Here is a 25,936-nt window from a genome sequence, read left to right as displayed (position 1 = left end):
CCTGCATCGGGTGGCACACTACATGCAACTGAGGATGCGGGTCGCGCAGAATGCCGCCCGGGCGCCACGAGCGCCCCTTGCCCGACCCTCAGCCGCTGCATGAACACCCGACACCCGCGCCCGGCCCCCAAGCCCCTGATCGCCGCAACCATCACCCCTGTGGTGAACCCGCTGCAGCAGGGCCTGGCACTGTTCCACGCCGCCACACCTGACTACGAGCGCGCAGCCGGCTGGTTCCGTACCGCCGCCGCGGCGGGCGATGCCGAGGGCATGACCATGCTGGCGCTGTGCCAGCTGGAAGGACTGGGCGTGGCCGCAGACGCGGTGCAGGCCCGTCGGCTGCTGCTGCGTGCGGCCGCACGGGGCAGCGCCAACGGCCAGTTCCAGCTCGGCCGCGTGCTGATGACGGGCCGTGGCGGCCCGATGAACGAGGGCGACGGCCTGACGGCCTACGTCAACGCGGCAGCCCTGGGCCACGCCGAGGCCACCTTCAACCTGGCCGCCTGCCTGTTTTCCGGCGTCGGCTGCCTGCCCGACCGGCTGGCCGCCAAGGCGCTGTACCTGCGCAGCCGCACGCTGGGCTGCCCGCTGCGCGCACAGGGCGTCATGGTGCGGCGGCGCGAGCTGAAGGCCGTGCGCACGCTGGCCACCCGCTTTGCCGACCCCGGGCGGCTGGTGTTCCTGATCCAGGAGCGCCAGCAGGAGCTGGCCCTGCTGCAGGCCGTGGCGAGGCCACGCCAGGCCGCCGCGGCGGGTGCATCTGGCGGCATCAAGCCGCGCCCGCTGCGCCAGGCCGGCCGGCTGGCCGTGGGCGTGGTGGCCGCGATGGCCGGCACGCTGGGCCAGTACCTGCGGCCGCAGTCGCGCGACGCCGGGCCGACCACGCTGACGTTCTGAAAAACTCAAGTCGCTGAGCACTCGGGCGCGCCGCCCCGGCGCCGGCCCGCAGGCAGGAAAATCCACGGTTGACCCAACCGCCCTGCCCCGCTGCCATGCCCGTCATCACCTGCGTCGAAGACCTGCGCCAACTCGCCGAGAAGCGCGTGCCGCGCATGTTCTACGACTACGCCGACTCCGGCTCCTGGACCGAGACCACCTACCGCGCCAACGAGGCGGACTTCCAGGCCATCAAGCTGCGCCAGCGCGTGGCTGTCAACATGGAGGGCCGCAGCACGGCGGTGAAGATGATCGGCCAGGACGCCAAGATGCCCGTGGCCATCGCGCCCGTGGGCCTGACGGGCATGCAGCACGCCGACGGCGAGATCCACGCCGCGCGCGCGGCCGAGAAGTTCGGCATCCCGTTCACGCTGTCGACGATGAGCATCTGCTCCATCGAGGACATCGCCGAGAACACCTCGTCGCCGTTCTGGTTCCAGCTCTACATGATGCGTGACCGCGACGCCATGGCCCGCATGATCGACCGCTGCAAGGCCGCGCACTGCTCGGCCCTGGTGCTGACGCTGGACCTGCAGGTCATCGGCCAGCGCCACAAGGATTTGAAGAACGGCCTCACCGCGCCGCCGCGGCCGACGCTGAAGAACATCCTCAACCTCGCCACCAAGCCGCGCTGGGTGCTGGGCATGGCCGGCACGAAGCGCCACACCTTCCGCAACCTCGTGGGCCATGTGAAGGGCGTGAGCGACATGCGCTCGCTGTCGGCCTGGACCAACGAGCAGTTCGACCCGCGCCTGTCCTGGGCCGACATCGCCTGGGTCAAGGAGCGCTGGGGCGGCAAGCTCATCCTCAAGGGCATCATGGAGGTGGAGGACGCCAAGCTGGCCGTGCAGGCCGGGGCCGACGCCATCGTCGTCAGCAACCACGGCGGCCGCCAGCTGGACGGCGCGCCCAGCAGCATCCATGCACTGCCGGCCATCGTGGCCGAGGTGGGGCATCAGATCGAGGTCTGGATGGACGGCGGCATCCGCTCCGGCCAGGACGTGCTCAAGGCCTGGGCGCTGGGCGCCAAGGGCACCATGGTGGGCCGCGCGATGGTCTACGGCCTGGGCGCCATGGGCGAGGCCGGCGTGACCAAGATGCTGCAGATGCTGCACAAGGAACTGGACGTCAGCATGGCCTTTTGCGGCCACACGCAGCTCAGCCAGGTCAGCCGCGACATCCTGCGGCCCGGCACATTCCCAACGCCCTGACTGCAGGCACCGCCCGACGCCGCAAGCGGCGCTCAGTGACACCCATCACGATCAACCCCAGGCCGTGAGGGGCTGAAATGTCACGGCCTTGCTTTCTTCCTAGACTATGCACCGACTTGGGGCCTTAGGCCCCACGATGGTGAACAGGGAGAGAAGAATGCACCGTCCGATGACCGTCGCGCAACGGCTGGCCCTGGCGTTTGGCTTGTTGCTGGCCCTGCTGCTGCTGATCGTGCTGTTTGCCTGGCGGGCGTTGAGCCAGTCAGACGCCGCGATGAAGACCCTCTACGAGGACCGCACCGTGCCCATGGGGCAGCTGGGCGAGATCCGCTACCTCGCGGAACGCGACCGGCTGCTGTTGGCGGACGCCGCCGCCAGCACCGACACGGCGACGATCAGCGCGCGGCTCGCCGAGTTCGACCGCAACCGCGCCCGCTCGCAGGCCGAGTGGGACGCCTACATGGCCACCTACCTGACGCCCGAGGAGACGCAGCTCGCGCACACGCAGCGCGACGCGATGCGGGCGCTGCTCACCCAGGGCCTGGCGCCGGCTGCCGACGCCCTGCGCCGCCAGCAGCCCGACGCGGCCCGGGAACTGCTCGCCGGCCCGGTGGCGACACTGGCACCCGCCATGCGCACCAGCCTGGATGCGTTGCTGGCGCTGCAGGTGCGCGTGGCGCGCCAAACCTACGAGGACGGCGCCGCGGACAACCGGCGCCAACTGGCGCTGATGCTGGCGCTGGGCGCGGCCAGCAGCCTGCTGGCCGCAACCGCCACCCTGCTGGTGACACGCCGCCTGACGCGCCAGTTGGGCGCCGAGCCGCACGAGCTGGTGGCCGTGGCGCAACGCATTGCCTCGGGCGACCTGACGCTGCAGTCGCTCAGCCACACGCCGCAGGAGGGCAGCGTCATGGCTGCCATGCAGGCCATGCGCCAGACGCTCAACCAGTTGGTGCAGGTGGTGCGGCAAGGCGTGGACAGCGTGTCCACCGCCAGCGGCCAGATCGCGCAGGGCAACCTGGATCTCAGCGCCCGCACCGAAGCCCAGGCCTCCAGCCTGGAACAGACCGCTGCCTCGATGGAGCAACTCACCAGCACGCTGCAAAGCACCGCCGGCAATGCGCGCAGTGCACAACAGCTGGTGGGCGGCGTGGTGCAGGTGGCGCAGCGCACCGGCGACGCCATGTCCAACGCCGTCGACACCTTCAGCGGCATCCAGGCGGCCAGCCAGCGCATTGCCGACATCATCGGCGTCATCGATGGCATTGCCTTCCAGACCAACATCCTCGCGCTGAACGCGGCCGTCGAAGCCGCCCGGGCCGGCGAGCAGGGCCGCGGCTTTGCGGTGGTGGCCGGTGAGGTGCGCGTGCTGGCCCAGCGCAGCGCGGACGCCGCGCGCCAGATCAAGCAACTGATCACCGAGTCGGTCGAGCGCATCGACGCCGGCTCGGCATTGATCACCCACGTTGGCAGCACCATCGGCGAGGTGGTGAGCCAGATCGAGGGCGTCAGCGGCCTGATCGCGCAGATCGCGCTCGAGGCCTCGGAACAGAGCGCCGGGGTGGCGCAGATCGACAGCGCGATGCAGCAGCTAGACCACACGACGCAGCAGAACGCCGCCCTCGTCGAAGAGGCAACCGCCGCCGCGGCCAGCCTGCGTCAACAAGCCGGCGCACTGGCGCAGGCGATTGCCGTCTTCAAGGCCCAGCCCGCCGCGCACTGACGCGCAGCCCGGCGGCCGAGCGCCGGCCCGTGCTCACGGCGAGGCGGGGCGCGCTGGGCCGCACATGATCACCGCCATGCCGGCAAAGCACAGGCCCACGCCGATCCAGTCCGTCGTCGTGGGCTTCACCTTGTCCACCACCATCAGCCACACGATGGCCACGCCGATGTAGACACCGCCGTAGGCCGCGTACACGCGGCCGGTCGCCGTCGGGTGCAGCGTCAGCAGCCACGCGAACAGCGCCAGGCTGGCCGCGGCCGGCAACAGCAGCCAGGCCGGGCCGCCCTGCCGCAGCCACAGCCACGGCAGGTAGCAGCCGACGATCTCGGCCAGCGCCGTGGCCACGAAGAGCGCAAAGGTCTGGAGCAGTGCCATGCAGCCCTCAGCGCCCGGTGGCCGTGACGAGGGCGAGCGCCTCGGCCGCCGTCACCGGCCCTGGCCCCGGCACCTCGACGACGAGCAGATAGCCCGCCAGGTCCTCCCGCACGCTGGCCGTGGCGTAGGCCTGCGCGAGCGACAGGTGCTGGCTCGCGACGAGCCGGCCGCTGGCCGCGTCCCAGCGCTCGCTGGAGATCAGGCAGCCCTGCTGTGGCGTGCCGGGGAAGTAGGCGCTGCCGGCGTAGTAGGCCGGGTTGACGGTCGTGCCGTGCACCAGCAGCTCATCACGCCCCGCGCGGCCAGCGAGCCAGGCCTCCTTGATGGGCGGCCAGTGGCGCCAGCGCGCGGGCAGGAAGCTGTCGTAAGCGGCCTCGCTCCACGCGGCCCCGTCGGCCACCGGCGCATGCTCGAACTCCGCCACGGTGGCCTCGACGGGCAGCTTGCTGTGCAGGTAGGGCGTGGGGCCGATGTTGGGATTGGTGGCCGTGCCGGCGCCGACGATGGTGAACAGGCCCTGCGGCGTGTTGCCGTTGGTGAGCGTGCCGGGCAGGCCGCTGCGCGCGAGCGCCAGCTGCGGCGACGTGAACAGTTGGCCCGCCGCATCGCGCACGAAGCGGCCGTCCGCGCCGCGCACCAGCGCCAGGCCCATCGCCTGCCGGCCGGGGCGCTGCAGGCTGAAGATCACCGGCAAGCCCGGCCGCAGCGGCGCGGCGAGCAGCTCGCTCAGCGGCGGTGCGTCGGCAGCCGCAGGCGCGAGCCGCTGCATCAGCGCAGTCAGCCGCGCGTCGTCGGCCCAGGCGGGGAACTGGCGCGGCACGATGTCAGCCAGCCGCGCCGCGGCGCCAGGCTCGGCCTGCAACAGCGTGGCGGCGGCAATGGCGAAGGGCTTGCTCGCCGTGAGCTGCGGCAGCAGCGGCCACAGCAGGGGCGCCGCCTCGGCGGCGTACAGCGTGTGCGCGGCCGTCAGCAAGGCGCGCTGGAACTCGGGCTCGCGCTGGCCCAGCGTGGGCAGCACCGCCAGCAGCAGCGGGCGGGCGGCCTCGATCTCGGCGTTGTGATGCGCGACGCGGTCAAAGAGCGCAGGCAAGGCGGCGTCACGCGCCGGGCCCGGCGGCAGCACAAGCGTGCTGTGGATGTCCGCCAGCACCTGGCGGCGCAGCGCACGCTCGCCGGCCTCCGATGTGGCCGGCCAGGCGAAGTCCGCCGGCTGCAGTGCACGCAGCTCGGCGGCGGTGTAGCGCTTCTCAGGGGGCGGGGGCTGGGGCGTCAGCGGTGCGCAGGCGGCGAGCGCAAGCGCCAGCAAGGCAAGCAGTGGGCGAAGGTGCATGGCGAGGATGAGGGCGCCCGTCGAAACCAGGGCGCCTGGATCGCCGTAGTGTCAGGCATCCAAGCGCTTGGCTAGCGCACGCGCGCCCTCGCTGCCACGGCAGCAAGGGCGGGTGCTTCACGATGGCGGCTCTCGCCAAGGCGTCACGCCGCAGGCGAAAGCACAACGGCGGCCTCAGGCCGCCGTTTCTCGTGGTGCACACCGGGCCGCGCGCCGGCCTGCACAGAGCACCCAGGCGGCCCGCAACCAGCGCGCCAGCCCGGGCCGAGGGGCTCGTTACTTCACGCCCATTTCATCGAGCAGACGCGTCGTCTTGTCGACCTTGCTCATCTGCCACAGCATGTAGCGCGAATCCACGCAGATGCTGCGGACCATCTTGGGGTTGAAGTCCCAGTCGGAGATCACGGCGTCCAGCGTGCCGTCGAACAGCAGGCCCACGAGCTCGCCCTTCTTGTTCAGCACCGGGCTGCCGGAGTTGCCGCCGGTGGTGTCCAGCGTGGCCAGGAAGTTCACGGGCACGGAGTCCAGCGCCTTGACGCCGTAGGCACCGAAGTCGCGTGCCTTGATGGCCGCCAGCTGCTCGGCCGGCGCATCGAACTCGCCACCGGCCTCGGTCGGGCCCTTGTGCTTGGCCACGATGCCGCGCAGCGTCGTGAAGGCCTTCCAGCTTTCGCCGTCACGGCCGGTCTCGCGGCCCTGCACCTTGCCGAAGCTGATGCGCAGCGTGCCATTGGCGTCCGGGTACACGGCCTGGCCGCGGCTGGCGGCGAAGTCGATCTTGGCCTGCTGCACGCCGGCATAGGCCTTCTGCAGCTTGCCGGCCAGTTCCTTGTCGCGGCTCTCGCGGGCCTGGTCGTCGTCGTACAGCGCGACGGCCAGCTTGATGAAGGCGTCGTCGCTGGCCTTGAAGGCGGCCACGTCCTTGTCCAGCCAGGCCATGCGGCTGGCCGTGTCGCCCAGCTTGCTGGCAGCGTAGAGGGCGTCCAGGCGAGCGCGGATGGCCGCCTCATTCTGGCCGGCCTGCAGGCCCAGCGCGCTCAGCCATGCGGCGTTCAGCGTGTTGGCGGGTTGGGCCAGGTAGGCGGCCAGGAAGTGCGTGGCCACGCGCTTGTCGGTCTGCTCGTCGTAGCGGCGGTCCAGGGCCTGCTGGCCGGCCTTCAGGCGCGGCATGTCGCGCTCCTGGTAGCCGCTCTTGCGCTCGGCGTCCGGCTTGGCGCGCTCCTGCGCCGCCTGGTAAAGCTGGCGGGCAGCGCCCAGCAGCGTGGGCGACATGAAGCTCATGTAGTGCTCGTTGCGGGCCAGCGCCTGGCGCTCGGCGATCAGGCTCTCGGTGGCGGCCAGGTCGGCGCCATAGCGGGCCTGGCGCTGCGGCGAGCCGTTCACCCATGCGCGCAGTTCGTCGAAGGCCGCCTGCTTGCGCGCCAGGATGTCGCTGCCGTCATAGCTCTGCTGCTGACCCTGCAGGTTCTTGTAGAAGTTCTGCAGGCCCTGCATGCGGCTGGCCATCTTGATCTCGGCATCGCGGCGGCCGGCAGTCTCGGCCTTGATCAGGTCGATGGCCTGGCCCATGGTCTTGATCTGCGTGGGGTGCTGCCAGCCGAAGGCGAAGTCCACCTCGGTGGGCAGGCGATGGCGGTTGGTGCGGCCCGGGTAGCCGGTGACCATGACGAAGTCACCCTCGTTCAGCGGGCTGGCCGTGGGCGAGGCCACCTTCAGGTGATGCTTGGGCTCGTAGGGCTTGTTGTCCTTGTGGTAGTCGGCGGGCTTGCCGTCCGGGCCCACGTAGGCGCGATAGAAGCTGTAGTCACCGGTGTGACGCGGCCACATCCAGTTGTCGGCATCGCCGCCGAACAGGCCCACGCCGGTGGCCGGGGCGTGCACCAGGCGCACGTCGCGGATCTCCATCTGCTTGATCAGCTGGTACTGCAGGCCGCCGAAGAAGGGGTAGACATTGCAGCGGTGGCCCTTGTCGGCCTCGCAGGCGGCAACCAGCTTCTTCTCGGTGGCCTCGATCGCATCGGTGCGGGCCTTGCCGGTGAGTGCCAGCGTCTGGGCGTTCAGCACCTCGGCCGACACGTCCTTCATGTCCACGGTCACGAGGATGCGGCTGCCGGGCGCGGCGGGCAGTTCATCGGCCAGCGTGGCGGCGTAGAAGCCCTTCTTCAGCAGGTCACGCTCGGGCTTGGAGTTGTACTGGATGCTGCCGTAGGCGCAGTGGTGGTTGGTGACGGTGAGGCCCTGCGGCGACACGAAGCTCGCCGTGCAGCCACCCAGCGAGACGACCGCGCCCATGGGGAAGGCGGTCAGGTCGTTGAGCTTGGCCGGGTCCAGCGCCAGGCCGCCGGCCTTCAGCGCCTTGGAGATCTGCGGCAGCTGCTTGGGCATCCACATGCCTTCGTCGGCATGGGCGGCAGTGGCGGCCAGCGCGGCAGCGGCCAGCAGGGAACGGGAGAAACGGGTCATGGTGGAGCGGCGGTGATGCAAAGGCGCGAGCGTACCCGCGCCAGCCCCCGCGCCCCGAGTGAGGAAAGACAGGCTTCGGGCCAGGGAAACCCTAGGCCATCATCTGCACGTCGTGTCGCGAGCCGAGCGCCGGGCCGCTCCCAAGCCGGCCCGACGTCCCCTCGGGGGACCGGACAGCCTCGCCCGCGTTCAGCACGGCGAGGCAGGACGAGGGGCTTCAGTGCGCCAGGCCGATCCACTCCCCGGCGGATTGGTAGGCCTCGTACAGCGACAGCGCCAGCTCACGCAGGCCCGGATGTTCGCTGCCGTGGCCGTCGGCCAGGCACTCATAGGCGTACTGGCGGTCGTACAGCATGCGCGTGGGGTTGATGGCCAGGCCGGCATCGCTCATCAGCTGACCAAAGCGCAGCAGCTCGGCGGTGGAAACCGGCCCGCTGGCCGCGCCGGCCACGGTGAGGCCCAGCGCGCGGATGTCCCCGAGGTTGACGCCCTGCGCGATCTTCAACCCGCTCCAGGCGTGGCCCGGGTCGCCCGCGCCGCGCGGCTCGTCGGCGGGCACGGGAATGAGGTGCAGCGGGATCAGCATGGCAGCCCCACACGGCCGGCCGGAAAAGCTGACGCAACGCCTTGAGGGGCCGCGAACGGAGGGCGCGTGGGGGTGGTCATGTGGGCCTCGGCGGTCGTCTGGCGGGTGTCGCCATCGTGCCGACGCCTCGGCGCCGCAAAGCCCGGATAAAGCCCGAAAAGACCGGGCACTCACCCGGTCATCGCGCTCAAGTCTTGGGCAGCGTGACGCCCACCTGGCCCTGGTACTTGCCGCCACGGTCCTTGTAGCTGGTCTCGCAGACCTCGTCGCTCTCGAAGAACAGCACCTGCGCGCAGCCCTCGCCCGCGTAGATTTTGGCCGGCAGCGGCGTGGTGTTGCTGAACTCCAGCGTCACATAGCCTTCCCACTCGGGCTCGAAGGGTGTCACGTTGACGATGATGCCGCAGCGCGCGTAGGTGCTCTTGCCCAGGCACACGGTCAGCACGTTGCGCGGGATGCGGAAGTACTCCACCGTGCGCGCCAGCGCGAAGCTGTTGGGCGGGATGATGCAGACGTCCTTGTTGACGTCCACGAAGCTGTTCTCGTCGAAGTTCTTCGGGTCCACCACCGTGGAGTGGATGTTGGTGAAGACCTTGAACTCCGGCGCGCAGCGGATGTCGTAGCCATAGCTGCTGGTGCCGTAGCTGACGATCTTGCGGCCGTTCTGCTCGCGGATCTGGCCGGGCTCGAACGGCTCGATCATGCCGTGCTGCTCGGCCATGCGGCGGATCCACTTGTCGCTCTTGATGCTCATTTTGTTGTCCTTGCGTCAGCGCGGGAGTGCGCCATCAAAGTAGGTGCTGCCGTCCAGCTCCAGCACGAAGCCCTTCACCGTGGCGCGCAGGGGCACCGCCACGCGGCCATAGGCCATCGGCGTCCACGGCAGCTGCTCCAGCACCAGTTGCTGGGCCTTGCTGTAGACGGCCTTGCGCTGGTCCAGTTGCTGGGCCTGGCGGCCCTGGGCCAGCAACTGCTCGTAGGCGGGGCTGCACCAGAAGCTGCCACTGGCCGACCCGCAGGCCAGCTGCGCAAACGTGCCCGAGGGCTCGGGGTCGCCGTTCCAGCCGGACATGGCCACGTCGTGCTCGCCCGCATCGATGCGGCGCAGGTACTCGCCCCACTCGTACGTGACGATGCGCGCATTCACGCCCACCTTGGCCCAGTCGGCCTGGATCATCTGCGCCATCAGCTGGCCATTGGGGTTGTAGAAGCGCACCACGGGCATGGCCCACAGCGTGAGGTTCAGCGGGAGCACGCCGGCCTGCTTCAGTAGCTCGCGGGCCTTGGCGGGGTCGTGCGGCGCGGGCTTGAGCGTCGCGTCGTGCGACCAGTTGGACGCCGGGATCAGCGTGGTCGCCGCCGTGCCCGCGTCGCCGTACACGGTGCGCAGGATGGCGGCCTTGTCGATGGCCATGTCCAGCGCCTGGCGCACGGCCAGCTTGGCGAGCGCGGGCTTTCGGGTGTTGTAGGCCAGGATGCCGACGTTCATGCCGGCCGCCGTGGCCAGCTTGATGGCCGGGTCCTGGCGCAGCTGGGCCAGCTCGGCCGGGCCCACGGGTGCGGCGATGTCGCACTCGTTGCGGCGCAGTCGCTGGGCGCGCACGGTGGCGTCGGGCGTGATGGCGAACACCAGCTGGTCTGCGCGCGGCACCTCCGCACGCCGCCACCAGCCCGGGTGGGCGCTGTAGCGGATGACGCTGTCCTTGCGGAAGCTCTTGAGCTGGAAGGGCCCGGTGCCCACGGGCAGCTGCGCGATGCGCTGCGGCGTGCCGGCCTTGAGCAGCTGCGCGCCCAGCTCGGCCGACTGCATGACCGTGAAGGTCTGCGTCAGCGTGGCCAGGAAGCCGGCATCGCGCTCGCTGAGCGTGATGCGCACCTCGTGCTCGCCCAGCTTCTCGACCTGGCGGATCAGCTTCTCCCAGCCGAAGGACACCACGTAGGGCGCCACCGCCGGCAGGGCCTTGGCGAAGGCGCTGTCGCGGCTGAGCAGGCGGCCGAAGGTGAACAGCACGTCATCGGCGTTGAAGGGCCGCGTGGGCTGGAAGTCGGGGCTGCTGTGCCAGGGCACGCCCCGACGCAGCTCGAAGGTGTAGGCCAGGCCGTCGGGGCTCACGCGCCAGCGCGTGGCCAGGCCGGGCACCAGCTCGTCGGTGCCGCGCTTGGTCTCCACCAGCGTGCCGAAGATGGGCAGGTGCGAGATGTGGTCGATGCCGCTGTCGGTGACGGCGGGGTCGAAGGTCGTGGGGCTGCCGGCCGCGCAGAAGCGCAGCGTGGTGTCGGCGCCCGCCAGCAGCGGCAGCGCGAGCAGCAGTGCGGCCAGCCGGATCACTGGCGCACCTCGGCGGCCGGCACGAAGGGCAGGATGCCCATGGCTTGGTAGAGCGCGGCGGGCGACAGCGCGCGGGTCTCGTCGCCCTGCCCCTGGATCACCAGCGCCACGCGGCGGATGGCGCGGATGTCGGCCACCGGGTCGCCGTCCACCAGCAGCAGGTCGGCCCGCTTGCCCACCTCGATGCTGCCGATCTCGTGCAGCCGGTCGCTGTACTTCGCGCCGTTCCAGGTGGCGATCTTCAGCACCTGCGCGGCCGGGATGCCGGCCTGCGCGTACAGCTCCAGCTCGCGCTGGAAGGCGAAGCCGGCCGTCGCGTCGGTGCCAGCCACCAGCGGAATGCCGGCCGCGTGCATGCGGCGCAGCAGGTCCGTCATGACCCTCCAGCTCGCGCCCCAGCGCTTGGCCTTCGCGTCGTCCATCTCCGTCTCGGCCGACAGGAAGCTGCGCTGCACGACCGCCGGCAGGTGGGCCGCGACGACGGCATAGCTCGGGTTGGGCTGGCCCTGGCGCTGCGTGAACTGGCCCTCGAAGGCCACCATGGTCGGGTCCACGACCGTGCCCTTCTTTATTAGCAGGGCCAGGAAGTCACGCGTGCGCTGGTCGTTGAGCTTGAGCTCGGCCGCCTTGTCCCCCACGAGGTTGAAACGCAGCAGCGTGCGCGTGTCGTCCGTGCGGCTGACAAGGAAGTTCAGCGTGACCTGGTTGATGTGATGCAGCTCGTCGAAGCCCGCCTCCACGGCCTCGCGCGCCGTCATGAAGGCCGGCACATGGCCGCCGGTGCGCAGGCCCAGGCGCCGCGCATGCGCCACCATGGGCTTCACCCATTCGGGGCGGATGGAGTTGTAGAGCTTGAGCTGGCGGTAGCCGTGCGCGGCATACCAGTCGATGGCGGCCAGCGCCTCGGGCAGCGAGTCGGGCACGAAGTCGGCCTGCGACGAGAACGGGCTCTTGCCCTCGATGAAGCCGTTGGCCGCGATGCGCGTGCCCAACAGCTCGCCCCGGGCGATGCGCTCGCGCAGCTGGGCGATGTCGGCATGGCTGTTGCCCACGTCGCGCACGGCGGTCACGCCGGCGGCCAGGTTGAGCAGCAGATCGCCCGGCGACACATGCGCATGCATGTCCACGAAGCCGGGCAGCAACGTGCGGCCCTGGCCGCTGATGCGCTGCGCGGGCACGACCTGGCGCAGCGCGCCGGGGCTGGCGATGAAGGCGATGCGGCCGTCGCGCAGGTAGACGTCGGACGGCCCACGCAGCCGTGCGGCCTGCGCGTCGAACCAGCGCACGCCCTCGATGACGGTCAGCCCGGGCAACGCCTTGGGCAGCTCGCGCGCCAGCCGCTGCAACCGCGCCAGCTCGACCGCCTGCTGCGCCTCGCCCAGCCGATCCACCTCGGCCTCGAAACCCTGCAGCACCGTGCCACCCCAGCCCGGGTAGACCTGCGCGAACAGCGCGTGGCCGTCCTCGCGCAGCCACAGATAACGCGGCTCCAGGTCCAGGCCGGTGATGGCGTACAGGCCGACCTCGCCGTCCAGGCCCGCCAGCGTCAGCCGCTGCACACGCTCGATCGCCAGGCGGCCGACGGGCAACACCTCGGTACGACCCGTCTTGCTGGCCAGCAGCGTGCGCGCCACCCGCGCCGCCCAGGCCGGGCTGGCCTCCACGGGCAGGTAGACGGCGTCCCGCGACACGCCGGCGCGCTCGCCGCGGTCCACCGGCGACTGCCAGCGCACGGTGCCGTCGCCGTCGCGCGAGAAGCGCTCGTCGATGCGCGCGCCGTAGGTGGCCGTGCCCTCGTTGCGATAGCCCATCCAGGCGCCGTCCGGCGCGAAGCTCAGGGTCTCCTGCTGGCTGGGACCGCGGCCGTTGTTGCGGTAGCTGTAGCTCACCTCCAGCCGGCCCTCGCTCTCGCGCGCCTGCAGCTGGCCGCAGGCCGTCTTCACGCAGACGACCGTGTAGGTCTGGGCCTGAACCGCACCGGCGGCGCACAGCGCCAAGGCCAGAGCCAGCCGCTTGGGCAACAAGGTCATGGGCAATCCCCGCGAGGTTTAGGTGGGGCGCACTTTACTGATCGAGGCCACGCCCTTGTTGGCCAGCATGTCGGCGCGCTCGTTGCCGGGGTCGCCGGCATGGCCCTTCACCCAGCGCCACTCCACCGCATGCAGCTTGCGCAGCGCGTCCAGCCGCATCCACAGGTCGGCGTTCTTGACCGGCTTGCCGTCGGCGGTCTTCCAGCCGCGGCGCTGCCAATTGAGGATCCACTCGGTGATGCCCTTGCGCACGTACTCGCTGTCCAGATAGACCACCACCTCGCAGCTGCGCTTGAGCGAGGCCAGCGCCTCGATGGGCGCCATCAGCTCCATGCGGTTGTTGGTGGTCTCGCGCTCGCCGCCGAACAGCTCCTTGTCATGCCCGCCGCTGGACAGCCAGGCGCCCCAGCCGCCAGGGCCCGGATTGCCCTTGCAGGCGCCGTCGGTGTAGATGGTGACCTGCGGCTTCTTGATGGCAGGCGCAGGCTTGGGGGTATCGGTCATTTCTTGTTCTGATGATGATTCAGGGCAACGGCGGGCGCCTTCTGTGCGGCCCGGCGCTGATTGCGGGCCAGGCCGACCATGCGCGTGCCGTTCACGCGCTTGATGGCCTGGATGAAGTAGACGGCGCCCAGCACCGGCCACCAGCGTGCGCCCACGGCCTCCACCCACTGCCAGCGGGCCAGCCAGGCCTCGGTACGCAGCGGCGGGCGGTAGACGCCGAAGCGCGCCGCCTCGACCTCAAAGCTCAGCAGCTTGAGCCAGTCGCGCAGCCGCCAGTAGCCGATGAAGTCGCCCTCGCGGGGCAGATAGGGCTCGCTACGCCGCTTGAGGCGGCCCAGGTTCTGGCGCAGCCCCCACAGGCTGGCCGGATTCAGGCCGAACACGATGAGCCGCCCCTCGGGCCGCAGCACGCGCTCGACCTCGCGCAGCAGCGCGTGGGCGTCATCGGCCAGCTCCAGCGCATGGGGCAGCACCACCAGGTCCAGGCTGGCGCTCTCGAACGGCAGGGCCTCGAACTCGCAGTGCAGGTCGCGCCCCACCAGCCAGCGGTGCGGCATGCGGTTGGCGTGCAGGCCATCGAGCTCGGGCAGGCCCAGCTGCAACGCATGGAAGCCGAACAGGTCGGCCACCGCGGCGTCCACCTGGCCCTGCTCCCAGGCCAGCAGGTAGCGGCCCGGCGGGGTCTGCAGCCAGGCTGCCAAATCTATAATCGGCTCTTTACTGGTGACGCTCACGTTGACGCTCACGCCTCTCTCTGCTTTCGACGACAACTACCTCTGGCTGCTGGACAACGGCCACGAGGCCCTGGTCGTCGATCCCGGCGACGCCGCACCGGTGATCGCGGCACTCGACGCACGAGGCCTGACGCTGGCGGGCATTCTATTGACCCACCACCACGGCGATCACGTCGGCGGCGTGGACGCGCTGCGCAGCCGGCTGCAAGGCCCCGTCTACGGCCCCGCCCGGGAGCGCCTGCCCGAACCCGTCACACGCCTGCGCGGTGGTGACCACGTCACGCTGCTGGGCCTGCGCCTGACGGTGCTGGACGTGCCCGGCCACACCGCCGGCCACATCGCCTACTTCGCCCAGCCCGTGGACGCTGACCCGCTGCTGTTCTGCGGCGACACGCTGTTCAGCGCCGGCTGCGGCCGCCTGTTCGAGGGCACGCCGGCCCAGCTGCATGCGTCGCTGCAGGCGCTCGCCGCGCTGCCGCCGCAGACGCGCGTGTGCTGCGCCCACGAGTACACGCTGTCCAACCTGCGCTTCGCCCTCGAAGTGGACCCGGCCAACCCCGCGCTGGCCGCCTACGCAGGCTGGTGCGAAGCCCAGCGCGCTGCCGGCCAGCCCACGCTGCCGGGCCGCATCGCCACCGAACGCCAGATCAACCCCTTCCTGCGCTGCCACGAACCGGCGCTGCAGGACGCCGCATGGCGCCACGCCCCCCTCCAACTCCCGGCCGAGCCCAGCCCGGTCGACGTCTTCGCCACCCTGCGCGAATGGAAGAACGGATTCCGATGACGCTGCTCCATCGACTCGCCCCCCTGGCCATCGCGGTGTTGCTCACCGCCTGCGCCACAACCACCCCGCCGCCCGCGCCCACCGCGGAGCCGGCCGCCCTCCCCGCCCCCACACCCGCCGTCGACACCGCGCCCGCCCCCGAGGCTGCGGCGCCGGTTGCCCTGCGCGCCATGGGCGCCGACCTGCTGGAAGACAGCCTGCGCCCCGGCGAGAAGGTCGACCTCGACGCCCCCGACGCCAACGCCGACCTGTGGGCCCGCGTGCGCAAGGGCTTCCAGCTGCAGGACCTGGACGACGACTGGGTGCGCAAGGCCGAGGCCTGGTACAGCGCCCGGCCCGACTACGTGGACCGCATGACGACGCGCGGCAGCCGCTACCTGTTCCACATCGTCGACGAGGTCGAGAAGCGCGGCATGCCCACCGAGCTGGCGCTGCTGCCCTTCATCGAGAGCGCCTTCGTCACGCACGCGGTGTCCAGCGCCAAGGCCACCGGCATGTGGCAGTTCATGCCCGCCACCGGCCGCGACTTCGACCTCAAGCAGAACATCTTCCGCGACGACCGCCGCGATGTGCTGGCCTCCACGCGCGCAGCGCTCGACTACCTCGGCCGCCTGCACAAGATGTTCGGCGACTGGCACCTGGCACTGGCCGCCTACAACTGGGGCCAGGGCAATGTGCAGAAGGCCATCGCGCGCAACCAGCGCCTGGGCCGGCCGACCGACTACGCCAGCCTCAAGCTGCCCGACGAAACGCGCTACTACGTGCCCAAGCTGCAGGCGGTGAAGAACATCGTGCTGGCACCGGAGCGCTTCGCTTTGAGCCTGCCGCCGGTGGCCAACCATCCCTACTTCCTGAGCGTCAAGATCGAGCGCGACCTCGACGTGGCGCTGGCCGCCGAGCTGGCCGGGTTGTCGCTGGAGACCTTCCAGCAGTTCAACCCGCAGATGAACAAGCCCGTCATCCTGGCGGCCGCCACGCCGCAGGTGCTGCTGCCCTACGAGCAGGCCAGCGCCTTCGCCGAGAAGCTGGCCCGCCACCCCGGCCCGCTGGCCACCTGGACGGCCTGGGTCGTGCCCAAGACCATGAGCCCGGCCGAAGCGGCCCGACGCACCGGCATGGCCGAGGCGGCGCTGCGCGAGCTCAACCGCATTCCGCCCAAGATGCTGGTCAAGGCCGGCTCCACGCTGCTGGTGCCGCGCGCCGAGCATGTGCGCGACGACGTCTCCGAGCGCCTGGCCGACACCGCCAGCCTGAGCCTGGCCCCCGATGCGCCGCCGCTGCGCCGCATCAGCGTCAAGGCCGGCAAGAGCGACACCGTGGCCGGCATCGCCGCGCGCTACAAGGTCAAGGCCGAGCAGGTGGCCCAGTGGAACAACGTTGGCCGCAGCGCCCGCTTCAAGCCGGGCCAGGCCGTCGTCGTCTACACCGCCTTCAAGCCCACCACGGTGGCCAAGGCCTCGGCGTCCACGCGCAGCAGCGCCAAGGCCAAGGCCAGCGCCCGGGCCGCCAAGGCCACGGCAGCGCGCACGCTGGCCAAGGAACGCGGCGGCCAGGGCCGCAACGCTGTCGCGTCGGCCGCGCGCTGAACGACGCGGCCGGCGGCCTCAGCGCACGAAGAACAGCGCCACGCAGGCCGCCAGGCCGGCCACCCACACCACCGATCGCAGCCAGGCCTGGTCGGCCAGGTACAGGCCGATGAAGGCCAGGCGTGCGGCAATGAAGCCCGCAGCCAGCGCATCCACCGTGGCCTGGGCGGCCTGGTGCTGATGCGCCACGAAAAGCCCCGCGATGAAGACGGGCAGCGCCTCCCAGCTGTTGGCCTGCGCCGCGTTGGCGCGGGCCTGCCAGCCCTGCAGCAGGGCCAGCCATTCGCGCGGTGCGTGGTTGTCGAAGCCGCCATCCCGGCGGCGCTTGCCAAAGCCCTTGGACTTGGCCAGCCCGGCGCAAAGGACGGGCAGCACACAGGCCACCAGCAGGCAGAGTTGGGCGATGGTCATCCGGTGGCCTCCTTCAACGGCGATCCGTCAATGCATGGGCGATGGTGCCCAGGTCCACATACTCCAGCTCGCTGCCCACCGGCACGCCGCGCGCCAGCCGCGTGGACTTGATGCCGCGCACGCGCAAGGCCTCAGCCAGCACATGCGCCGTCGCCTCGCCCTCGGCGGTGAAGCTGGTGGCGAGGATGACCTCGCCGACACCGGCCTCCGAGGCCCGCACCAGCAGCTCGGCCGCGCCGATTTCGCGCGTGCTCACGCCGTCCAGCGGCGACAGCCGCCCCAGCAGCACGAAGTAGTAGCCCCGGTAGGAGCCAGTGCGCTCCAGCGCCGCCTGGTCGGCCGGCGTCTCGACGACGCACAGCAGCCGGCCATCGCGCTCGGTATCGGCGCAGACGCTGCAGATCGGCGCCTCGCTGAAGGTGTGGCAGCGCTCGCAGTGGCGGATGCCCTCGCTCGCCGCCGTCAGCGCGTCGGCCAGCCGCGGCATGGCCGTGCGGTCATGCTGCAGCAGGTGGTAGGCCATGCGCTGGGCCGACTTCTGGCCCACCCCGGGCAGGCGCCTGAGCGCCTCGATCAACGTGTCGAGTGCGTTCAAAAGGGGAATTTCATGCCCGGGGGCAGCGGCATGCCGGCGGTCAGCTTGCCCATCTTCTCGGCGCTGGTGGCCTCGGCGCGGCGGGCCGCGTCGTTGAAGGCGGCGGCGACGAGGTCTTCCAGCATGTCCTTGTCATCGGCCAGCAGGCTGGGGTCGATGGTCACGCGGCGAACCTCGTTCTTGCAGGTCATCAGCACCTTCACGAGGCCGGCGCCGCTCTGGCCCTCCACCTCGACGTTGGCGAGCTCTTCCTGCGCCTTCTTCAGGTTGTCCTGCATCGCCTGGGCTTGCTTCATCAAGCCGGCGAGTTGGCCTTTCATCATGGTCTTGTCCTTTAAGTTGAAGGTGTCAGCACGGGCTGCACGGAGCCCGGCAGGATGCGTGCCGACGGGAATTGGGAAAGCAGCGTGCGCGTCATCGGGTGCGTCTCGGCCAGGTCCTCGGCCGCGCGCTGCTGCGCTTCTGCGCGGGCGACGGTGCGCAGCGCGATGGAGTCTTCGGCCACGCCGGCCTCAATGTGCAGCTTGGCGTCCAGCGCGGCTTCGAGCTTGGCGACCAGCGCCGGCGCGCGCAGCGACTCGCGCTCCACGCGCAGGCGCCAGACCTCGCGGCCGTCCACCATTTCGCAGCCCAGCGCCTGGGCCTGGCGGGCCAGCTCGCCGGTCATGCCAAGGATGTTGAGCGCTGCAATGCGCTCAGCCCAGCGCGCACCCTCGGGCGTCTCGCGCAGTTCAATGCGCCGCGGCGCGTCCGGCTCGCGGGCGTCGGGCGCAGCGGTGCTTGGGGCGTCGTCAGCGTCCATCCACGGCGGCGGCGCATCGTCGGGCGGCGGGCCATCACCGAAGTCGGGCTCATCGTCCGCCGCCGACTGCTCGACGGGCCGCGGACGCAAACGCGCGCCGAAGGATGCGGCTGGCTCGGACGCTTTGGGCGCCGTCACCGACGCCGGGGCAGCTGCGACGGGCGCGGGCACGGGTGCAGGCTCGGGCGCAGGCGCCACGACCGGCGCGGCGATCACGGGGGCCGGCGCAAGCGCTGGAGCAGGCGCTGGGGCATCCGCCACCGCCGGCACTGCCTTGGGCAGCGGCACGGCCACCACGGCCTTGGCGACCGCCGGCGGGCGCACCAGCGCCGCGGCCTTCACGGGCTTGGGCACCGTGCCGGCCGGGCGAAAGGCCAACATGCGCAGCAGCACCATCAACAGCCCGGCGTACTCGTCAGGGGCCAGATGCAACTCGGCGCGGCCGTGCAGCGCCATGCTGTACATCAGCTGGATCTCATCGGCCGGCAGCGCCGCAGCCAGCCGGCGGATCTCGGCGGTCTCGCCGTCGGCATCGTCCAGTGCAGCCGGCGCGGCTTGCGCCAGCGCCATCTGCTGGAACAGCGAGGCCAGGTCCTCCAGCGTGCCGGCAGCCGACAGGCCCGCGCCACGCAGTGCATCGGCCTGCGCCACGACAGCCTCGCCGCTGGCCGCCGCCAGCGCGTCGACGATGGCCACCACGTGGCCGCGGTCCACGCTGCCCAGCATCTGGCGCACGCCGGCCTCGGTCAGGTTGCCAGCACCGAAGGCGATGGCCTGGTCGGTCAGCGACAGTGCGTCGCGCATGGAGCCGCGCGCCGCGCGCGACAGCAGCCGCAGCGCGCCCGGCTCGGCCGGCACGTTCTCGGCCCCCAGCACATTGCCCAGGTGGCTCTGCACATCGGCGGCCGCCATGGGCCGCAGGTTGAACTGAAGGCAGCGCGACAGCACCGTGACGGGCACCTTCTGCGGGTCGGTCGTGGCCAGCACAAACTTCAGGTACTCGGGCGGCTCCTCCAGCGTCTTCAGCATCGCGTTGAACGCGGTGTTCGACAGCATGTGCACTTCGTCGATCATGTAGACCTTGAAGCGGCCGACGACGGGCTTGTAGACCGCCTGGTCCAGCAGCTGTGAGATCTCCTCGACGCCGCGGTTGGACGCCGCGTCCAGCTCCACGTAGTCGACGAAGCGGCCGGAGTCGATGTCGCGGCAGGCATTGCACACGCCGCAGGGCTGGGCCGTGATGCCGCCCGTGCCATCGGCACCGGTGCAGTTCAGGCTCTTGGCGAGGATGCGCGACACCGTCGTCTTGCCGACGCCACGCGTGCCGGTGAACAAGTAGGCATGGTGCAGGCGCCCCTGCGTCAGCGCGTTCGCCAGGGCCTGCACGACGTGCTCCTGACCGACGAGCTGCTCGAAACTCTGCGGGCGGTATTTGCGGGCCAGGACCAGATAACTCATGGGCCGCGATTCTATGGGTGGGGCCACCGGGGATAATCCCGGCCCATGACCTCGCAAGCCCCCCTCACCTACGACCAAGCCGGCGTCAACTACGACCTGATTGACCCGCTGAAGGTCACCGCCCAGCGTGCCGCCGCCGCCACCGCATCCCACCTGACCAGCCACGGCTTCAGCGAGGTCAAGGCCTCGCGCGGCGAGTCGGCCTATGTCGTGGACGTGGGCCCGTTCTACGTCGCCTCCATCGTCGAGTGCCTGGGCACCAAGACCCTTGTGGCCGACGAGATGGCGAAGCTGACCGGCAAGAGCTTCTTCGCCGGCATCGCGCAAGACACCATCGCCATGGCGGTCAACGACCTCATCACCGTCGGCGCCACGCCGCTGGTGGTGCAGGCCTACTGGGCCGCCGGTGGCAGCGACTGGTTCGGCGACGCTCAGCGTGCGCAAGCGCTGGTGGCCGGCTGGAAGGCCGCCTGCGACACCTGCCAGGTGGCCTGGGGCGGCGGCGAGACGCCGGCGCTGGCGGGCATCGTCGAAGACGGCCGCATCGACCTGGCCGCGTCCTGCACCGGCCTGATCAACCCCAAGGAGCGCCTGTCGGTCGGCGACAAGCTCGGCGCCGGTGACGCCATCGTGCTGCTGGCCTCCAGCGGCATCCATGCCAACGGCCTGAGCCTCGCCCGCAAGCTGGCCGAGCGCCTGCCGCAGGGCTACCTGACCGAGATCGAGCCGGGCCTGACCTACGGTGAAGCACTGCTGGCGCCTACCGCGCTGTACTCGCCCGTGACCGAGGCGCTGTGGAAGGCCGGCATCGCGCCGCACTACTGCGCCAACATCACCGGCCACGGCTGGCGCAAGCTGCTGCGCCACCCGTCGGCGCTGACCTACCGCATCCACACCGTGCCGCCCAAGACGGCCGTGCTGGAGTTCATCCAGCAGCAGGCCGGCCAGGACGACCGTGAGGCCTACTCCACGCTGAACATGGGCGCCGGCTTTGCGATCTTCGTCAAGGCCGAGGACGCCGAGCGCACGGCTCAGGTGGCGCGCGACTGCGGCATCCAGGCCTGGGTGGCGGGCACGGTGGAGGCGGGCGAGAAGCAGCTGCTGATCGAGCCGCTCGACATCCGCTTCAGCGAGGACGACCTGGCCCTGCGCTGAGGGGGCAGCCGGCTCACCGATGGCGCTGAACTTTCACGAACTGGTGCAGTGGCACGCGCTGCTGGCCTGGGTCAGCATCGCGCTGTTCTTCCTGCGCGGCGCGGTGTGCCAGTTCGGCACGCCGCGCGTGCAGGAGCTGGCGCGGGATGCCCGCTTGGTGGTGCTGTCGGTCGGCATCAATGCCTGCCTGGTGGTGTCGGGCCTGAGCCTGTGGAGCAGCATGGGCTACCACCCACTGCGCGACGGCTGGCTGGGCATCAAGCTGATTGCACTGATCGGCTACGCGGGCTGCGGCCATTGGGCCATGAGCCGCGACCGGCTGCACCTGCTGGGCTACCTGACCGCACTCGCGCTGCTGGCTCTGGCCATGGATCTTTCAATCAACCGGGGTCTGTAGCCGGTTAGAATGCGCCTCGACGGGCCTTCCCGCATGGAAGCGCGCCCAACCGGGTCAGGTGGGGAACCAAGCAGCCCTAAGCGTTGCGACCAGTGCCGGGGTCAGGCTCGTCACCCTCCCCTCCTCACCGTTCAGCCCAGCCGCTCCGGCCCTGGGCGCAGGCAGCCTCAGCTGCTCGCCTGCCGGAACGCCATCACGGCCTGGTTGCGCAATGTGCGCAGCAGTGACAGCTCCTTCTCGCCCAGTTGCACCGCGCCCGCCTCGGCGTGGTCGGCATAGATGAGCCCCAGCGGCGCGCCCTTGAGCACCAGCGGCAGCATCAGGAAGCTCTGCGCCTGCATCTCGCCCTTGAACCACGCCGGCAGACGGGCGGCGACGTTGGGCGCACGGGCGTCCTGGATCAGCGTGTCGGCGCCCTTGATGCAAACGGCGGCCAGCAGGTCGGGCGGTTGCTGGGTCAGCTCCACGCGCAGCAGCGGCGCCAGCCGCTCCACGTCCTGCCCCACGCCCAGGCGGCCGGTCAGCGTCTGGCCCCGGCCGTCGCGCAGGCAGAAGATGACGCGCCGAAACCCCAGCGCGCGGTAGATGGTCTCCAGGATCATGCGCAGCACGCCATTGAGCTGGAAGCTGTTGACCATGGCGTCGGTGATCTCCTGCACGCCGGCCGCCAGCAACTCGGCCACCTGCGGTTGCGGCTGGGGCTGCGGCGCTGCCACGGCCTGGGTGCGCTCCATGACCATGGTGGGCGCGAGCTCGTGGGCGGTCAGCGAGTCCTGTGCGGTCGGTGTCAGCGGCGCCAGCAGGCGCTGCGCGCGCGAGTTCTGCGGCAGCCGCAACTCCAGCGCCTCGGTGACCTGGGTAAGGCGCTGGCGTGCGGTGTCGGCGGCCTCCTCGAAGGTCTCGGGCCGGATGCCCAGTGCGCGCGAGTAGCGCTGGGCCAGCGCCTTGACCTTGGCATAGGCCTGATCGGGCGGCGTCTGCAGGATGAGGTCGGCCATCTCGTTGGAGGCGCGCGCCAGCCAGCGCTGTCGTTCCGGCGCGTCATCGACATGCTTGGCCGGCGCCTCGCCGGGCGGGCGGCGCATCGACCGCTGCAGGCTCTCGGGCAGACCCCATTGCTTGGCCACGCCCAGGCCCAGCGCCTCGTAGCTCATGCCCAGCACCTGGGCGGAGGCCGCTGCCTCGCTGACGGCCAGGCCGTCATCGGTCGGGCTCACCAGGCGGCGCACCGCGTCGGCCTCCTCGGGAAAGTAGAACTCGGTGAGCGTGCGCCCGAGGTGGTGCAGCATGGCGCCCAGGAAGGCCTCCTCGGCCTCACGCGGGTTCAGGCACAGCTCGCGCGCCAGCGATGCCGCCATCAGGGAGCGCAGGAAGTCCTCGCGCAGGCGCTGCGCGTGGCCCTTGTTCTCCATGCGTTCCAGCAGCACCAGGCTGAGCGCGAGATTGCGGATGCCGGCAAAGCCGATCAGCGCCACCGCGCGCGACACGGTGCTGATGCCGCCGCCACCGGTGTGCCGGTAGGCCGCCGTGTTGACCAGGCGCAGCAGCTTCTGCGTCAGCGCCACGTCCCGCAGGATCTCGTTGGACAGGCTGGCCAGGCTCTCGTTCTCGGACTGCGTGAGCCGCTGGATGCTGGCGATGGCGTCGGACAGCGCGGGAAAGTCGCTCTTGTGGCGCATGCGCCGCAGCAGGAAATCCAGCACCGGCGCGTCCTGGGCGTCGGCGTCGGGCTCCGCCACCGGCCGCAGCCAAGCAGCCAGCGCATCGCGCATCTGCGTGGCGCTGGGCCAGCGGGCCTGGGGGTCGCGCGCCAGGCCGCGCTGCACGATGGCGCGCAGGGCATCGTCCACGTCGCGCCCCAGGCCGGAGGGCAGCTCGAGATCGGTCGTCTGCGCGCGCTGCACGGCACGCCAGGGATCAGGGTCGTAGTTCAGGCGCTGGCCGGACAGCATCTCGGCCAGCACGATGGCCGCCGCGAACACGTCCATCTGCGGGTGCGGGGCCGCGCCGGCTGCGGCCTCGGGCGAGATGTAGCCCGGCGTGCCGACGACGCGCGAGGGCTGGTTGGACGCCGACGACACGCGGGCAGCGATGCCGAAGTCCATCACGCGGGGGCGGCCGCGCGCGTCCATCAGCACGTTGCTGGGCTTGAGGTCGCGGTGCACCAGACCGGCGGCGTGGGCCGCAGCCAGGCCGTCCAGCACGCCCAGCATCAGCGTAACGGCCTCGGCCGCGCTGAGCCGGGGGCCCGCGCGCAGGCGCTCGCTGAGCGTGCCGCCGCTGACGTACTCGAACACGAGATACGAGCGGCCGCCCTGCGTGTCGGCCTCGAACACCGGCACGATGTTGGGGTGCGTGAGCCGGCTGACGACGCGAGCCTCGTGCAGCCATTCATCGACGGTGCCCGGCGCCGAGGCGTCCACGGCCTGCGTCTTGAGCAACTTGACGGCGACTTCGCGGTCCAGCAGCGGGTCATGGGCCAGCCAGACCGTGGCCTGCGCCCCCTCGCCCAGGCGTTGCAGCAGACGGAAGCGGCCCAGCTCGGGAGGGGTGTCGTCGGTCATCGGTGAGGCTGAGGTCAGGAGCTGCGGCCGGCCAGGCGTTCACGCAGGGGGCTGGCTTGAGGCGCGCGCGCGGCGGGCGCTTGCGCGGCCGCAGCGGGCGCCGACTGAGCGGGCTTCTGCGTGCCGGGGTTGAGTGCGTCCATGACCTCACGCAGCCCCAGGCCCAGTGGCTTGGCATAGCGGCGCGTGGCGGCTTCCACGCCGGGGCGGCGCTTGGCCTCGGGCAGCGTCAGCGCATCGACCAGTTCGTTGGCCAGGCTGCAGGTCAGGCGCAGCGTGTCGGCATCGGTGCGCGGCGGGTGGACGGGCGCGTCCAGCGGCTGGCGGCGGATCATCTGCAGCAGCTCATCGCCCAGGCCCCAGTGGCGGGCCACGGCTGCACCCAGCGCATCCAGGTCACAGCCGAGCACCGCATAGGCCGCCGCCTGCTCGCTCAGCGACGGCGGGTGCGGGATCTCCTCGGTGGGCTCGGGCGGCACCATGAGCTGGCGGATCTGCTGAGCGTCATCCGGGAAGTGGTACTGCAGCAGCAGCCGGCCCAGGTTCTGCATCACGGTGATGAGGTAGACCACCTCGGCGTCGTAGCCCGCCGGGCGCAGCGCCTGCGCGACCTGACCGGCCTTGATGACGCGGGCCATCACCTGGCGCAGCATCTCGGCCGCCACCGGCGTCAAGGGGCCAGGCCAGGGCTTGAGCGCGTTGGCGGCGCGCTGCACGCCATCCAGGCCCAGCATCTGGATGGCGCGCTGCATGTTGAGCACCGTCTCGCCGCCGTCGGCGGACTGGTGGCCGCTCTGGCGCAGCGCGTTGTTGACGCGGCGCAGCAGCTCCAGGCTGAGCGCCATGTCCTTGAGCACGAGGTCGGACAGCGCGCTGGCGTGCTGCGCCTCCAGGCCCGAACCGGCGGTGAAGCGGTGGATGCCGGTGGTCGTCGTCGGCAGGTGACCCAGGCGCTGCAGCTTGTCCAGCAGCAGCACGATGGGGCCGCCGTTGTCCTGCGCCGCGGCCTGGCGCCAGCCATCGAGCGCGCGCCAGAAGCTGCGGGCCAGGTGGTAGCGCTGGCGCAACTGGCGGTCGGTCGCGCGGTTGCAGATGGCGCGCAGCGGGTCGGGGATGGGGTGCGGCGTCTCCCAGCCCAGGCGCACGATCTCGCGGCCCAGCGGCTGCATCTGCTGCACCACATGCTGCAGGTCGTTCTCCTCCAGCACCGGCTTGCCGCTGAGGATGCGGTTGAGCATCAGGCCCACGCACAGCACATCTTCTTCGGCCGACTCGCGCACGGCGCGGCGCGTCACGGCATTGAAGTCCACCGTGGCGGGGAACACCTCCTGCGCCACCTCCAAACCCATCAGGCGCACCTTGTCGCTGCCGTCGATGAGCAGGCTGGCCGTTTGCAGGTCGCGGTGCGCATGGCCGGCCTCGTGCGCAAAGGCCAGCCCCTCCAGCACCTGCCCGATCCACTGAGCGGCATCCAGTGGCAGCGGCGCCGGCTGGCGCGCCAGGCGCTCATCCAGCGTTTCACCGAGCGCCCGGTCGTAGGCCACGTAGGGCCAGTTCTCGACTTGGCCGATCTCGAAGGGCTGCGCGAGGTTGGGATGCTGCACACGCTCGGCGCCCTGGGCCATGCGCAACCAGTGCTCCAGGGCTGCGATGCTGTTGGGCTTCTCGCGCGGCATGCACAGCATCAGCTCCTGGCCATGGCGGGCATCAAAGACGCGCCAGATCAGGCTGCGCACGCTCTTGGACAGCAAGGCGCGCAGTTCGAAGCGACCGAAGCTTCTCAGCGGGGAAGGCGCAGCAGCAGGGGTGGTCTCAGACACGACAGAGGTGACCGCAAAAGTAACACTTGTTATCCACGCATTGGACTCCACGCAAGCCGGCCCAAACCTGAAAGAAGCGTCGAAATGCGACGGATTTCCCCAGGGTCATCCCGCAGTCACCGCCTTTCGTGCTGCAACTCACG

General features: G+C 70.8%; 22 protein-coding genes and 1 other RNA gene. 8 read left to right on the top strand and 15 right to left on the bottom strand.

The window, feature by feature from the left end; genetic code table 11:
* Nucleotides 1–99 precede the first annotated feature (99 nt).
* The 3 genes from NYO99_RS03005 to NYO99_RS02995 all read left to right on the top strand — a co-directional run bounded on the left by NYO99_RS03005 (nt 100) and on the right by NYO99_RS02995 (nt 3,870).
* On the top strand, nt 100–897 hold the full coding sequence (locus NYO99_RS03005; RefSeq protein WP_268165614.1) for a tetratricopeptide repeat protein: 798 nt from the start codon (nt 100–102) through the stop codon (nt 895–897).
* A 95-nt stretch (nt 898–992) separates the two neighbouring features.
* Nucleotides 993–2,147, top strand: a complete 1,155-nt coding sequence (locus NYO99_RS03000) for an alpha-hydroxy acid oxidase (protein WP_268165613.1) — start codon at nt 993–995, stop codon at nt 2,145–2,147.
* Nucleotides 2,148–2,304: 157 nt separating this feature from the next.
* A complete protein-coding gene (locus tag NYO99_RS02995; RefSeq protein ID WP_268165612.1) occupies nt 2,305–3,870 on the top strand; it encodes a methyl-accepting chemotaxis protein in 1,566 nt (521 codons plus the stop codon).
* Nucleotides 3,871–3,903: 33 nt separating this feature from the next.
* On the opposite strand, the gene NYO99_RS02990 is transcribed toward NYO99_RS02995, so the two are convergent.
* The 9 genes from NYO99_RS02990 to NYO99_RS02950 form a co-directional block, all read right to left on the bottom strand.
* On the bottom strand, nt 3,904–4,245 hold the full coding sequence (locus NYO99_RS02990) for a YnfA family protein (RefSeq protein WP_268165611.1): 342 nt from the start codon (nt 4,243–4,245) through the stop codon (nt 3,904–3,906).
* 7 nt (nt 4,246–4,252) lie between these two features.
* Nucleotides 4,253–5,575 (bottom strand): hypothetical protein, encoded by a 1,323-nt coding sequence (locus NYO99_RS02985; protein WP_268165610.1) that lies wholly within the window; start codon nt 5,573–5,575, stop codon nt 4,253–4,255.
* A gap of 276 nt (nt 5,576–5,851) precedes the next feature.
* A complete protein-coding gene (locus NYO99_RS02980; protein ID WP_268165609.1) occupies nt 5,852–8,038 on the bottom strand; it encodes a S46 family peptidase in 2,187 nt (728 codons plus the stop codon).
* A 217-nt stretch (nt 8,039–8,255) separates the two neighbouring features.
* On the bottom strand, nt 8,256–8,624 hold the full coding sequence (locus tag NYO99_RS02975) for a hypothetical protein (protein WP_268165608.1): 369 nt from the start codon (nt 8,622–8,624) through the stop codon (nt 8,256–8,258).
* Between the two features lie 187 nt (nt 8,625–8,811).
* Nucleotides 8,812–9,378 (bottom strand): dCTP deaminase, encoded by a 567-nt coding sequence (gene dcd, locus NYO99_RS02970; RefSeq protein ID WP_268165607.1) that lies wholly within the window; start codon nt 9,376–9,378, stop codon nt 8,812–8,814.
* 15 nt (nt 9,379–9,393) lie between these two features.
* On the bottom strand, nt 9,394–10,953 hold the full coding sequence (locus NYO99_RS02965) for an ABC transporter substrate-binding protein (RefSeq protein WP_268165606.1): 1,560 nt from the start codon (nt 10,951–10,953) through the stop codon (nt 9,394–9,396).
* Nucleotides 10,950–12,983: an amidohydrolase family protein gene (locus NYO99_RS02960; protein WP_268165605.1), complete on the bottom strand. Its 2,034-nt coding sequence runs from the start codon at nt 12,981–12,983 to the stop codon at nt 10,950–10,952. Before NYO99_RS02960 ends, NYO99_RS02965 begins: the two co-directional genes overlap by 4 nt.
* A gap of 18 nt (nt 12,984–13,001) precedes the next feature.
* Nucleotides 13,002–13,487 carry a ribonuclease HI gene (gene rnhA, locus NYO99_RS02955; RefSeq protein ID WP_268165604.1) on the bottom strand — a complete coding sequence of 162 codons (486 nt, stop codon included), beginning with the start codon at nt 13,485–13,487 and terminating at the stop codon, nt 13,002–13,004.
* A complete protein-coding gene (locus NYO99_RS02950; protein WP_268166450.1) occupies nt 13,484–14,188 on the bottom strand; it encodes a class I SAM-dependent methyltransferase in 705 nt (234 codons plus the stop codon). Before NYO99_RS02950 ends, rnhA begins: the two co-directional genes overlap by 4 nt.
* A 34-nt stretch (nt 14,189–14,222) precedes the next feature.
* Here NYO99_RS02950 and gloB point away from each other — a divergent pair, with 34 nt between their 5' ends.
* Nucleotides 14,223–15,005: a hydroxyacylglutathione hydrolase gene (gene gloB / locus NYO99_RS02945; RefSeq protein WP_268165603.1), complete on the top strand. Its 783-nt coding sequence runs from the start codon at nt 14,223–14,225 to the stop codon at nt 15,003–15,005.
* Nucleotides 15,002–16,591: a transglycosylase SLT domain-containing protein gene (locus tag NYO99_RS02940; RefSeq protein WP_268165602.1), complete on the top strand. Its 1,590-nt coding sequence runs from the start codon at nt 15,002–15,004 to the stop codon at nt 16,589–16,591. Before gloB ends, NYO99_RS02940 begins: the two co-directional genes overlap by 4 nt.
* An 18-nt stretch (nt 16,592–16,609) precedes the next feature.
* Here NYO99_RS02940 and NYO99_RS02935 read toward each other — a convergent pair whose 3' ends face one another.
* Genes NYO99_RS02935 through dnaX form a run of 4 tightly spaced genes read right to left on the bottom strand, consistent with a single transcriptional unit; the run spans nt 16,610 to nt 19,857 of the window.
* Nucleotides 16,610–17,002 carry an MAPEG family protein gene (locus NYO99_RS02935; RefSeq protein WP_268165601.1) on the bottom strand — a complete coding sequence of 131 codons (393 nt, stop codon included), beginning with the start codon at nt 17,000–17,002 and terminating at the stop codon, nt 16,610–16,612.
* Between the two features lie 13 nt (nt 17,003–17,015).
* Nucleotides 17,016–17,606 carry a recombination mediator RecR gene (recR, locus tag NYO99_RS02930; RefSeq protein WP_268166449.1) on the bottom strand — a complete coding sequence of 197 codons (591 nt, stop codon included), beginning with the start codon at nt 17,604–17,606 and terminating at the stop codon, nt 17,016–17,018.
* On the bottom strand, nt 17,594–17,920 hold the full coding sequence (locus NYO99_RS02925) for a YbaB/EbfC family nucleoid-associated protein (RefSeq protein ID WP_268165600.1): 327 nt from the start codon (nt 17,918–17,920) through the stop codon (nt 17,594–17,596). Before NYO99_RS02925 ends, recR begins: the two co-directional genes overlap by 13 nt.
* Before the next feature lie 11 nt (nt 17,921–17,931).
* Nucleotides 17,932–19,857, bottom strand: coding sequence for a DNA polymerase III subunit gamma/tau (dnaX, locus tag NYO99_RS02920; RefSeq protein ID WP_268165599.1), 1,926 nt, complete (start codon nt 19,855–19,857; stop codon nt 17,932–17,934).
* A 45-nt stretch (nt 19,858–19,902) separates the two neighbouring features.
* Between dnaX and NYO99_RS02915 the strand changes: the two genes are divergently transcribed.
* The 3 genes from NYO99_RS02915 (at nt 19,903) to ffs (ending at nt 21,524) form a co-directional block, all read left to right on the top strand.
* On the top strand, nt 19,903–21,012 hold the full coding sequence (locus NYO99_RS02915) for an AIR synthase-related protein (protein ID WP_268165598.1): 1,110 nt from the start codon (nt 19,903–19,905) through the stop codon (nt 21,010–21,012).
* Nucleotides 21,013–21,031: 19 nt separating this feature from the next.
* Nucleotides 21,032–21,409: a SirB2 family protein gene (locus tag NYO99_RS02910; protein ID WP_268165597.1), complete on the top strand. Its 378-nt coding sequence runs from the start codon at nt 21,032–21,034 to the stop codon at nt 21,407–21,409.
* An 18-nt stretch (nt 21,410–21,427) separates the two neighbouring features.
* Nucleotides 21,428–21,524, top strand: an RNA gene (ffs, locus tag NYO99_RS02905) — signal recognition particle sRNA small type.
* Between the two features lie 52 nt (nt 21,525–21,576).
* On the opposite strand, the gene NYO99_RS02900 is transcribed toward ffs, so the two are convergent.
* Together NYO99_RS02900 and NYO99_RS02895 are read right to left on the bottom strand one after the other, a co-directional pair.
* Nucleotides 21,577–23,973: a serine/threonine protein kinase gene (locus NYO99_RS02900; protein WP_268165596.1), complete on the bottom strand. Its 2,397-nt coding sequence runs from the start codon at nt 23,971–23,973 to the stop codon at nt 21,577–21,579.
* Between the two features lie 14 nt (nt 23,974–23,987).
* Nucleotides 23,988–25,724 (bottom strand): HDOD domain-containing protein, encoded by a 1,737-nt coding sequence (locus NYO99_RS02895; protein ID WP_268165595.1) that lies wholly within the window; start codon nt 25,722–25,724, stop codon nt 23,988–23,990.
* Nucleotides 25,725–25,936: the final 212 nt, after the last annotated feature.

This window comes from Roseateles hydrophilus (genome assembly GCF_026712245.1).
GTDB lineage: Bacteria > Pseudomonadota > Gammaproteobacteria > Burkholderiales > Burkholderiaceae_C > Pelomonas > Pelomonas hydrophilus.
The sequence above is the reverse complement of the archived record's forward strand: the minus strand, read 5'-3'. Positions and strand labels throughout refer to the sequence as shown.

Bases quoted from the DNA above. Each gene is read 5' to 3' on its own strand.
- NYO99_RS03005 (WP_268165614.1), top strand. From the start codon at position 100: ATGAACACCCGACACCCGCGCCCGGCCCCCAAGCCCCTGATCGCCGCA.
- NYO99_RS03000 (WP_268165613.1), top strand. From the start codon at position 993: ATGCCCGTCATCACCTGCGTCGAAGACCTGCGCCAACTCGCCGAGAAG.
- NYO99_RS02995 (WP_268165612.1), top strand. From the start codon at position 2,305: ATGCACCGTCCGATGACCGTCGCGCAACGGCTGGCCCTGGCGTTTGGC.
- NYO99_RS02990 (WP_268165611.1), bottom strand. From the start codon at position 4,245: ATGGCACTGCTCCAGACCTTTGCGCTCTTCGTGGCCACGGCGCTGGCC.
- NYO99_RS02985 (WP_268165610.1), bottom strand. From the start codon at position 5,575: ATGCACCTTCGCCCACTGCTTGCCTTGCTGGCGCTTGCGCTCGCCGCC.
- NYO99_RS02980 (WP_268165609.1), bottom strand. From the start codon at position 8,038: ATGACCCGTTTCTCCCGTTCCCTGCTGGCCGCTGCCGCGCTGGCCGCC.
- NYO99_RS02975 (WP_268165608.1), bottom strand. From the start codon at position 8,624: ATGCTGATCCCGCTGCACCTCATTCCCGTGCCCGCCGACGAGCCGCGC.
- dcd (WP_268165607.1), bottom strand. From the start codon at position 9,378: ATGAGCATCAAGAGCGACAAGTGGATCCGCCGCATGGCCGAGCAGCAC.
- NYO99_RS02960 (WP_268165605.1), bottom strand. From the start codon at position 12,983: ATGACCTTGTTGCCCAAGCGGCTGGCTCTGGCCTTGGCGCTGTGCGCC.
- rnhA (WP_268165604.1), bottom strand. From the start codon at position 13,487: ATGACCGATACCCCCAAGCCTGCGCCTGCCATCAAGAAGCCGCAGGTC.
- NYO99_RS02940 (WP_268165602.1), top strand. From the start codon at position 15,002: ATGACGCTGCTCCATCGACTCGCCCCCCTGGCCATCGCGGTGTTGCTC.
- NYO99_RS02935 (WP_268165601.1), bottom strand. From the start codon at position 17,002: ATGACCATCGCCCAACTCTGCCTGCTGGTGGCCTGTGTGCTGCCCGTC.
- NYO99_RS02925 (WP_268165600.1), bottom strand. From the start codon at position 17,920: ATGATGAAAGGCCAACTCGCCGGCTTGATGAAGCAAGCCCAGGCGATG.
- dnaX (WP_268165599.1), bottom strand. From the start codon at position 19,857: ATGAGTTATCTGGTCCTGGCCCGCAAATACCGCCCGCAGAGTTTCGAG.
- NYO99_RS02915 (WP_268165598.1), top strand. From the start codon at position 19,903: ATGACCTCGCAAGCCCCCCTCACCTACGACCAAGCCGGCGTCAACTAC.
- NYO99_RS02910 (WP_268165597.1), top strand. From the start codon at position 21,032: ATGGCGCTGAACTTTCACGAACTGGTGCAGTGGCACGCGCTGCTGGCC.
- NYO99_RS02900 (WP_268165596.1), bottom strand. From the start codon at position 23,973: ATGACCGACGACACCCCTCCCGAGCTGGGCCGCTTCCGTCTGCTGCAA.